At 76.1% G+C, this 9,596-nt stretch carries 8 protein-coding genes; 4 read left to right on the top strand and 4 right to left on the bottom strand.

The window, feature by feature from the left end; genetic code table 11:
• The 3 genes from ACFV0G_RS06420 to ACFV0G_RS06410 all read right to left on the bottom strand — a co-directional run.
• Nucleotides 1–516 (bottom strand): D-alanyl-D-alanine carboxypeptidase (locus ACFV0G_RS06420; protein WP_380542533.1); only part of this gene is annotated, 516 nt, incomplete at its 3' end.
• A 175-nt stretch (nt 517–691) separates the two neighbouring features.
• On the bottom strand, nt 692–2,074 hold the full coding sequence (locus ACFV0G_RS06415; RefSeq protein ID WP_380542530.1) for a PQQ-binding-like beta-propeller repeat protein: 1,383 nt from the start codon (nt 2,072–2,074) through the stop codon (nt 692–694).
• Nucleotides 2,061–2,336 carry a hypothetical protein gene (locus ACFV0G_RS06410; RefSeq protein ID WP_380542527.1) on the bottom strand — a complete coding sequence of 92 codons (276 nt, stop codon included), beginning with the start codon at nt 2,334–2,336 and terminating at the stop codon, nt 2,061–2,063. The genes ACFV0G_RS06415 and ACFV0G_RS06410 overlap by 14 nt, the downstream gene beginning before the upstream one ends.
• Before the next feature lie 203 nt (nt 2,337–2,539).
• On the opposite strand from ACFV0G_RS06410, the gene ACFV0G_RS06405 reads away from it, so the two are divergent.
• From ACFV0G_RS06405 to ACFV0G_RS06395, 3 genes are read left to right on the top strand one after another with little or no spacing between them, the layout of a single operon-like run.
• A complete protein-coding gene (locus ACFV0G_RS06405; RefSeq protein ID WP_380542524.1) occupies nt 2,540–4,891 on the top strand; it encodes an FHA domain-containing protein in 2,352 nt (783 codons plus the stop codon).
• 4 nt (nt 4,892–4,895) lie between these two features.
• A complete protein-coding gene (locus tag ACFV0G_RS06400) occupies nt 4,896–5,432 on the top strand; it encodes a hypothetical protein (RefSeq protein ID WP_380542521.1) in 537 nt (178 codons plus the stop codon).
• Nucleotides 5,429–6,484: a serine/threonine-protein kinase gene (locus ACFV0G_RS06395; RefSeq protein ID WP_380542518.1), complete on the top strand. Its 1,056-nt coding sequence runs from the start codon at nt 5,429–5,431 to the stop codon at nt 6,482–6,484. Before ACFV0G_RS06400 ends, ACFV0G_RS06395 begins: the two co-directional genes overlap by 4 nt.
• On the opposite strand, the gene ACFV0G_RS06390 is transcribed toward ACFV0G_RS06395, so the two are convergent.
• Nucleotides 6,466–7,788 carry a streptophobe family protein gene (locus ACFV0G_RS06390; protein ID WP_380542515.1) on the bottom strand — a complete coding sequence of 441 codons (1,323 nt, stop codon included), beginning with the start codon at nt 7,786–7,788 and terminating at the stop codon, nt 6,466–6,468. The two genes, ACFV0G_RS06395 and ACFV0G_RS06390, sit on opposite strands and share 19 nt — an antisense overlap.
• 643 nt (nt 7,789–8,431) lie before the next feature.
• On the opposite strand from ACFV0G_RS06390, the gene ACFV0G_RS06385 reads away from it, so the two are divergent.
• Complete coding sequence (locus ACFV0G_RS06385) at nt 8,432–9,448, top strand: DUF6777 domain-containing protein (protein ID WP_380542512.1); 1,017 nt, start codon at nt 8,432–8,434, stop codon at nt 9,446–9,448.
• Nucleotides 9,449–9,596 lie beyond the last annotated feature (148 nt).

Genomic DNA, 9,596 nt, shown 5'->3' with positions numbered 1-9,596 from the left:
ACCCAGGCGCTGGTGGCCGCCGTCGCCGCGCCGCACCGCGTGCCGGTCCTGGTGGTCCCCGCGGGCCCCCGCAACCACCAGGCGATGGACCAGGGGCTGGTCCGGGCCCGCCCCTCGCCGCCGCCGGGCGCGCCCCCCCCCCCAGACCAGGACGAGGTCGCCGTTGAGCCGGCCGCCCTCGCGGGTGCCGGTGGTGCGGACCTCGGTGGTGAAGCGGTGGTCGGCGCCGAGCAGGTCGAGCGCGGCGGCCGTGGTCACGGTCTTCAGCGTGGAGGCCGGGGTCAGCAGCGCGTCGGCCTGGTGCTGGTAGAGGACCTGTCCGGTGGCGGCGTCGAGGACCTGGACGCCGGCCTGGGCGTTGGCCAGCCGGGCGTCGGAGAGCAGCGCGTCCAGGTCCGCCGTGAGGGTCGGGTCCGCCGGGGCCGGGCTGTCGGCCTGGGCGGAGCCGGCGAGCAGCGAGGCGGCGAGCGCGGCGGCCGCCATCGGGAGGGCGCGGCGGTGCAGGCGTGCGGGCACAGATGCTCCAGGTATCGGGTACGGCGGGGCGCGCGCGTCGCCCACGCCCCCGTTGGCCTGTACATTATCAGCTGATGTGTCATCAGATGATCATGGGGGGAGCCGTCCCCGGCCGCCCCCGCACATGTCTCCACGCCGCGGGAGCCCGGAAGGTCTCACCCGATCCCGGCCGATCTCAGCCGACCGTGAAGGCCGTCACCCCGGACAGCGTCCCGACCAGCACCCGGCCGCCCGCCAGGACCGGCGAGACGAAGTGCGGCACCGGCCCGGTGGCCGCCCGCTGCAGCACCCGCCCGTCCCCCGGGTCGAGCGCCAGCAGCACGCCGCTGCCGTCGTCGACCACCCACACCGCGCCGCCGCCGGTCACCGGCGAACCGCCCCGGCCGAGCGGCACCCGCCAGTCCTGCCGCAGCGAGCCGTCCTGACCGACCGTCAGTCGCACCAGACCGTCCTGGCACGGCAGGTAGACCGTCTGCCCGTCCACCGCCGCGCCGCCGTACGCCGGGCACACCGTCTGCTGCGCGACCTGCCCGCCGAGCCCGCCGAGGCGCGCCGCGTCCAGCAGGTAAGCCTCGCCGCGCTTGCCGACCGCCAGCACGAACGCGCCGACCCGCACCGGCGCCAGCGAGCCGAGGTCGAGGTCCTGCGCGTTGTCGTCCGCCCAGGTCGCGGGCGCGAACCAGTCGACGCGCTGCAGCTCGGGGGAGAGCGCCAGCACGGAGTCCGACCCGTCGTACGAGCCGGACACCGACTCGCCGTTGCCGACCGAGACCAGCACCCGGTCGCCGTCCACCACCGGCCCCGCCGACGCCCAGATGCCGCCCTCGCGGCCGGTCGGCACCGCGTACGAGAGCACCGTCCCGGCCCCGCCGGTCGGCACCGAGACCACGCTGCCGACGTAGTCCCCGCAGTCGCCGTACAGCCCGCCGTAGGCGATCAGCACCCGGCCGTGCCACAGCGCCAGCGCGCCCCGCTGCTGGTGGGCCACCGGATCGCCCTTCGGCGGCTCCGCCTCCCGCTCGACCACCAGCGCGCCGCTGCCCGCGTCCAGCCCGGCCAGCACGTGCCGGCCGCCGGCCAGCTCGGCCACCGCGAACACCAGCCCGGTGTCCGGGTCGTAGACCGGCGTACCGGTGATGCCGAGCGGGTCGATGTTGCCGCACGGCAGCTCGCCGTCCCGGGCCGGCGGCCCGAGGTGACGGCTCCACAGCACCCGGCCGCTCGCCGGGTCCAGCGCGTACACGGTGTTGTTCTCGGTCGCCGCCAGGATCCGCCCGCCGACCGCCAGCGGCTGCCCGTACACCGCGCCGTCCAGGCGGGCCTGCCACGCCGTGCCCAGCGGACCGACCGGCGCGGCGTCCGGCGCCGAGCCGGTGCGCAGCGCGTCCCGGTGGTAGGTCGGCCAGTCGCCCGGGCCGGCGGGGGTGGGCGCCCGGGAGGCGGTCACCGTCCGGGTCGGCACGCTCCCGGTGCCGCCGCCCGCGGTGCACGCGGCCAGCAGCGCCGCGGCCACCGGGACCGCGGCCCACCGGCGCCGGCCGGACTCAGGTCGGCGCACCCGCACCGCCGCCGGCCTTCACCGCCTCCACCATCCGCTGGTGGAGCTCCCGCGCGGTCGCCTCGTCCGCGGCCGGCACCGGGCTCCCGTCCACGGTGTACCAGTCCAGCGCGCCGCTGTACTGCACGGTCAGCCTCGCCTCACCCTCGATCCACGTCGTGTGGACCGTCAGATCGCCCTTGATGACGCCGAGCTCGACCGTCCGGATCCCGCCCGTCCCGGCGAGAATGCCCTGCGTGGTCCAGGTCGCCCAGGTGTTCACGGAGCCTCCCCGATGCGCGGCCGACAGTTCGAATTCGTCATGCCCCAAGACATACCGGGTGACACTCCTGTTTGCGGCCGAATCGACCGCCGGTGGGCATGTCGGCGCCGCCTTCGGCGGGCGTCCGCCGCCACCCCCGCGACGCGCCCGGGCCCGTCCGGCGCAAAGGGCGGGCGATCCGGCGCCGGGCTAGCATCGACCGTATGGGAGAGCGACCCGCCGCGCTCACCGCGCCGCAGCTGGTACTCGAGACCGAGGGCGACTCGCAGGTCATCACCCCGAGCCGCTCCTACCACCTCGGTCGTGACCCTGCGAGCGAGATCGTCCTCACCGACCCGAGGGTGTCCTGGCACCACGCCGTCCTGCACACCGACGGCGCGCACTGGACGATCGACGACACCGGCTCGACCAACGGCACCTTCACCGACGGCCGCCGGGTCTCCCACCTCGACGTCGGGCCCGGCAGCGTGGTGCGCTTCGGCAGCGCCGCGGACGGTCCGTGCTGCACCCTGCACGCGCTGCCGGAACCGGCCCGCACCGCGGTGCGCCAGCAGTCCGCCCTCACCTCCATCACCGGCTCCTTCCGGCCGCCCACCGACGTCCGGCCGCTGCCCGCCCGGGTGGTCCGGATCGGCCGCTCCCTCGAGAACGACCTGGTCGTCGAGGACCTCTCGGTCTCCCGCCGGCACGCCGAACTGCGCGCCCGGCCCGACGGCCGGTACGAGATCGCCGACGTCGGCAGCCACAACGGCACCTACCTGAACGGCCAGCCGATCCTCCAGGCCCTGGTCGGCCCCGGCGACCTGATCGGCATCGGCCACTCCGTGTTCTGCCTGGTCGGCGACGAACTCCAGCGGTTCGAGGACACCGGCGACATCGACCTCGACGTCGACAAGCTCACCGTCAAGGTCGGCGGCGGCAAGACCCTGCTGGACGGCGTCACCTTCCCGGTCGGACAGAAGTGCCTGCTCGCCGTCGCCGGGCCGTCCGGCGCGGGCAAGTCCACCCTGCTGAACGCGCTCACCGGGCTGCGCCCCGCCGACGAGGGCACCGTCAGCTACGACGGCCGCGACCTCTACCGCGACTACGCCGAGCTGCGCCGCCGGATCGGACTCGTCCCGCAGGACGACATCCTGCACACCCAGCTCCAGGTCCGGCGCGCCCTGAACTACGCCGCCGAACTGCGCTTCCCCGACGACACCGCCGCCGACGAACGGGAGGCCAGGGTCGAGGAGGTGATCGCCGAACTCGGCCTGGGCAAGCGCGCCGACCAGGTCATCTCCAGCCTCTCCGGCGGCCAGCGCAAACGCGTCAGCGTCGCCCTGGAGCTGCTCACCAAGCCGTCCCTGCTCTTCCTCGACGAGCCGACCTCCGGCCTCGACCCCGGCATGGACCGCTCGGTCATGCAGATGCTGCGCAACCTCGCCGACGACGGACGGACCGTCATCGTCGTCACCCACAGCGTGCTCAGCCTCGACCTGTGCGACCGCCTGCTGCTGCTCGCCCCCGGCGGCCGGATCGCCTACTACGGGCCGCCCGGCGAGAGCCTCGACTACTTCGGGTTCCAGCACTGGCCGGACGCCTTCGAGGCGTTCGAGAACGACACCGACCGGGACTGGGCCGGCCAGTACCGGGCTTCCGCGCCCTACCGGCGCTACATCGTCGGCGCGATGAACCACCCCGCGCCCGCCGCCCTGCCCGAGCACCCGGAGGAGGTGGCCGCCCCGCCGCCCCCGCCGCCGCAGCGCTGGCGCAAGCAGGTCGGCACGCTCTGCCGCCGCTACACCCGGGCGCTCACCGCCGACCGGACCTTCCTCGCCGTCATGATCGGCCTGCCGTTCGTGATGGGCGCGATGGCCCGCGCCCTGGCGGGCAGCAAGCTGAACCAGAACTCCGTCTTCAACGCCCTGCTGATCCTCTGCGTCGGTGCGGTGCTGGTGGGCGCCGCCAACGCGGTCCGCGAGCTCGTCAAGGAACGCGTCATCTACCAGCGCGAACGCGCCGTCGGCCTGTCCAGATCGGCGTACCTCTGGTCCAAGATCATCGTGCTCGGCACGGTCACCGCCGTCCAGGCCGTCGTGCTGACCATGGTCGCCCTGGTCGGCGTCGATCTCAGACCCCAGGGCGGCAGCGGAGTCTTCCTGCCGCCCCTGTTCGAGATCACCCTCGCCGTCGCGATGCTCGCGCTCACCGCGATGATGCTCGGCCTCGTCATCTCCGCCCTGGTGAAGAAGGAGGAGGTGACCATGCCGCTGCTGGTGCTCGTCGCCATCGTGCAGGTGGTGTTCTGCGGCGCCCTGCTCCGGCTCGACCAGACCCTCGTCCTCAACCAGCTCTCCTGGCTCGTCCCCTCCCGATGGGCGTTCGCCGCGATGGCCTCCACCCTGGACCTGCACGCCCTCGTCCCGGAGGCCTCCACCTCCGACGCGCTCTTCGCGCACAAGCCGTCGGTCTGGCTGCTCGACATGGGCATGATGCTGGTGCTCTGCCTGGTGTTCGGATTCATCGTGTCCCGCCTGCTGCGCCGCCACGAACCTGCCGTGATGCGGCGGTGAGGCGATGACCGCACCGTACGAGTTCGAGCCCACCCACGTCGCCCCGGCCGACGGGCTGCAGACGTGGGCGAGCCCAGACCCGTCCCGGCCCTCGGTGCGGCTCGACCCCCTGCTGCCGGTCCGGCTGGCCGACAGCAGCGGCAACTGGGCGCGGATCGTCTGCTCCAACGGCTGGTCCGCCTGGGTCGACGGCCGGATGCTGGTCGCCCTGCCCCACCCGCCGCCCGGGACGAACCGGCCGCTCACCCCGGCCGAGGACCCCCGCCCGCTGCTCGCCGCCCTGGAACAGGCCCTGGCCTCCTACCGGCGGCTGGTCGGCGAGTACGCCGACGGCCTGATCGACCTGGAGGCCTTCCGCGAACGGACCCGCAACCTGCGGCTCGGCGCCGTCCTCGACGGCTCGTCCGCCTGGCTGCTCGACCTCGACCAGGGCCGCTGGTTCTACTGCGACGGCACCCGGCTGCAGACCTACGCCACCGTCGACCCGCCCGCCGAGGCGCCCGCCGCCCCGGCCTCCCACCCGAGGGGTGACGCCGCGTGACGACCGCCGCCCCGACCGACCTGACCGGCCACCAACTGGCCGGCTACCGCCTCGTCGAGATGGTCGGCCGCGGCGGCATGGCCGTCGTCTACCGCGCCGAGGACCTGCGGCTCGGCCGCACCGTCGCGGTCAAGCTGCTCGCCCCCGACCTGGTGCGCAACGACGTCTTCCGGGAGCGCTTCGCCCGCGAGTCGAAGATCGCCGCGGCCATCGACCATCCGCACATCGTCCCGGTCTACGACGCCGGCGAGGCCGACGGCCTGCTGTTCATCGCGATGCGCTACGTCCGCGGCCGCGACCTGCGCGCCCTGCTCGACCGCGAGGGCCCGCTCTCGCTGCGCCAGACCGTCCGGATCACCACCCAGGTCGCCTCCGCGCTGGACGCCGCGCACGCCAGCGACCTGGTCCACCGCGACGTCAAGCCCGGCAACATCCTGGTCGCCGAGGGCACCGACAGCGAACACCCCGAGCACGTCTACCTCACCGACTTCGGCCTGACCAAGAAGTCCCTGTCGCTCTCCGGCCTCACCACCGTCGGCCAGTTCGTCGGCACCCTCGACTACGTCGCCCCCGAGCAGATCAACGGCAAGCCGGTCGACGGCCGCTGCGACGTCTACAGCCTGGCCTGCGTGGTCTACGAGATGCTCTCCGGCTCGCCCCCGTACGAGCGCGACGACGACCTCGCCCAGCTCTGGGCCCACCTCAACGACCCGCCACCGCTGCTCTCCGAGCACCGCCCGCAGCTGCCCGCGGCCCTCGACCCCGTCCTGGTGAAGGCGCTCGCCAAGACCCCCGAGGAGCGGTACGAGAGCTGCCTCGCCTTCGTCGGCGCACTGCGCGGCGCCGAGCACGTCGCGGCGATCGCCGTCCCCTCGCCGACCGAGGTGGTGCCCCAGGTCGCCGAGCCGGCCGCCGCCGGACCGGTCGCGGCCGAACCGGTCGTCGCGGTGCCGGCCGCCGCCCCGCAGCCCTCCGCCCCGCCCGCCCCGGCCCCGCTGCCCGTCCGCGAACCGCCCGCCTGGGCCGACCCGGTCTACGGCGTCGAGGCCTGACCCGGCTCGGCCGGCGGAGCCGTTCCGGGCCGGCCGCGGCGGACCCGCCGCGCCACCAGACCGCCCAGCAGCCCCGCCAGCGCACCCCAGCCGGCCCCCAGCGGCACCATCGTCAGCAGGTTCGGCCGCAGGTGCGCGGTGCCCCGGGCACCCACGCCGAGCAGCGACAGCCCGTACGCCGCCTCGATCGTCGTCACCAGGCCGACCAGCAGCATCGCCACCGCCATCGCGATCGCCAGGCGCACCGCGTGCTGCCACGGCCTCACCCGCGGCGGCGCGTGCATCGCCATCCCCAGCCCGGTCAGCAGCAGCGCGACCGCCGCCAGAGCCAGCAGCAGCCAGGCCCGGCCGTCCTGCTGCGCCACCAGGCCGAGGTCCAGCCGCACGTCCCGGTTCGACCGCAGGACACCGGACAGCGGCTGCGGCACCGGCAGGCCGAGGTCGCCCTCGATGTGCCCCTGCCAGGACGCGCCCATGCCGATGCCGAGCGCCAGCCAGGCGACGTTCGGCAGGCCGAGCGCGACGACCGCCAGCGTCTGCCGGGCGTGCCCGCCCACCGCGGCCTCCACCAGCCCCGCCGGGACGGCCACCGCCACGTACGCCAGCAGCAGCCACACCGTCGCGTGCGCCGCCGGGCGGACCGCGGCCCCGGCCTTCAGCCAGCGCGGCGGCAGTGCGGTGCGGCGCGACGCCGCCAGGGCCAGCGCCAGCACGACGGCCAGCCACAGCAGCCCGTAGCCGAGAGCGGGGCCCGGGTCGACCGCGAAGCCGACCGTCGGCGAGGCCCCCAGCAGGTCCCCGAGCTCGTCCACGATCTGCTCGCCGGTGGAGACCGTGAAGCTGTGCCGGGCCGGCCAGGCCAGCAGCAGCACCGCCACCGCCCACAGCACCGCGACCCGGCCCGCGCGGCCGGCCAGCTCGCGGCCGGTCACCACCGCGTGCAGCCGCAGCGGCCGCAGGAACAGCCAGGCCAGCAGCAGCGCCCCGGTCACGGACACCGACAGCGGGAGCGCGGTGATGCCCCCCTGCGCGCCCGCGACGAACGCCGCCCCGCCCTCCACCCGGGCGGGCGCCCCGAAGGCCATCAGCACGGTCGCCGCCAGCACCGGCCCGAACCCGCCGGGGGGCAGCCCGTCCGCCCCGGCCAGCCACAGGCCCAGCGCCGCCACGGCGACCATCCCCGCCACGGCGGCAAGCACCGCCAGCAGCGCCTCCAGCCACCGGCGCGGCTCCGCGGTGATGCCGGCCGGGCGCGCGGCGGCGGTGCCCGGGGAGCGTCCGAGCGCAGGATCACTGGATGGCATACCGGCTCCCACTGGTCTGCGGACGGCCCCCCGCGGCACCTTCCACCTTCGGGGAGGGCGCCGGGAACGGCGAGCGGTCGGGCCACCCGGGGCACCCGGTCCGCCGGCCGCCGGGCGGCGAGGCACGGAAGCGCGTCGGAGAATGAGCAGCGGGGGAGCCCACGACGGGAGGAACCCGTGAGCCCGCAACCGCCCTCCGGACCGCCGTCCGGTGCGACACCCGAGGATCCCTCGGGCCCGCCGTCCGGCCCGCTCTCGGGCCCCGGGTCAGGCCCCGGGTCCGGCCCGCCGCCGTCCGGCGGCCATCCGTCGGGCCCCGGATCGCCGCAGTCGGGCGCCGAGACCTCCTATCCGTCCGGCCCGCCGTCCGGGCCGACCTCGCACCCCGCCGGGCCGGGCCCGGGCGTGCCGCCCGGGCCGCCGCCCGCCCGCCCCCCCCCCCCCCGGGGGGGGGGGGGGGGCGGCGGGGGGCCCCGCCCCCCCGGGGGGGGCCCGCGGCGCGCCCGCGCCCCCCCGCGCCCGGGGGGGGGGCGCGGCGGCCCGCCGCGCGCCCGCGGGGGGGGGCCCCCCGGCGGGGGGGGGGGGGCGGGGGGGCCCCCCCCCGGGCCCCCGGCAGCCCTGGTGGCGCACCCGAAAGGCGTACGTGCTCGTCGCCGGTGTCGCGGCGGTCGGGATCGCACTGGGCCTGGTGCTCACCAACGCCGGTGGCGGCGGCACCGCCGCGGCCCAGGAGGTCACCCTGCAGCCCGTCGGCTCCACCGGGCAGGACCCGTTCACCGACTCGGTCACCGCGCAGCCGCCCGCCTCCGCGCAGCCCACCGCCCCGGCCGCCACCGTCACGTCGGCCAGCGGCGCGGTGAGCGGCTCCACCGTCGGCCTGTACGGCGGGACGAAGAACGTCGCCAGCTGCGACGTGCCCAAGCTCGCCGGATTCCTGGCCGCCAACCCGGACAAGGGCCGCGCCTGGGCCGGCGTCGAGGGCATCGCCCCGAACACCATCGACCCCTATCTGCGCACCCTCACGCCCGTCCTGCTGCGCGCCGACACCCGGGTCACCAACCACGGCTACAGCAACGGCCAGGCCACCGCGTACCAGGCGGTGCTGCAGGCCGGCACGGCCGTGCTGGTGGACCCGCACGGCGTGCCGCGGGTCCGCTGCGCCTGCGGCAACCCGCTGCTGCCGCCGACCAACACCGGGGCGCCCGCCGACTTCACCGGCCAGTCCTGGGCCACGTTCAAGAGCCAGAACGTGGTCGTGGTGACCCCGGCGCCGGCGCCGATCACCGAGATGGTGCTCGTCGACGTCCACACGGGTGGCACCTTCGGCCGTCCGGGCGGCGGCACCGGTGAGAACGACACGACCGCACCGCCGTCGGCCTCCACCTCGCCGTCCGGCCCGTCCTCCGGCCCGTCGTCCGGTCCGTCCTCGGGTCCCTCGTCCGGCCCCTCGTCCGGCCCGTCGTCCGGTCCGTCCTCGGGTCCCTCATCCGGTCCCTCGTCCGGCCCGTCATCCGGTCCGTCCTCGGGTCCGTCCTCCGCCCCGCCCTCCTCACCGGCCTCGGTGCAGAGCCTGTCCTCGCCCGGCGGCGGCTCCTCGCACGCCTCCGCGGCGGAGCTCTCGCCGGCCAGCGGCAACGGACCTCAGTCGCCGCCGTCCTGACCGGAGGCCCGCCCTCCGTATGCAATCGGACCGCAACCCGCCGGGGCTTTACCGCCCCCGCGGGGGGGGGGCCCAGTTGTCGGGCTGTCGAAGCGCCCCCCCCGGCCCCGCCCCCCCGCCCACCCCCCGGGTCCCCCGACCCCTACCC

This window comes from Kitasatospora sp. NPDC059571, from assembly GCF_042735675.1.
In the GTDB taxonomy this organism is placed as follows: domain Bacteria; phylum Actinomycetota; class Actinomycetes; order Streptomycetales; family Streptomycetaceae; genus Kitasatospora.
The sequence above is the reverse complement of the archived record's forward strand: the minus strand, read 5'-3'. Positions and strand labels throughout refer to the sequence as shown.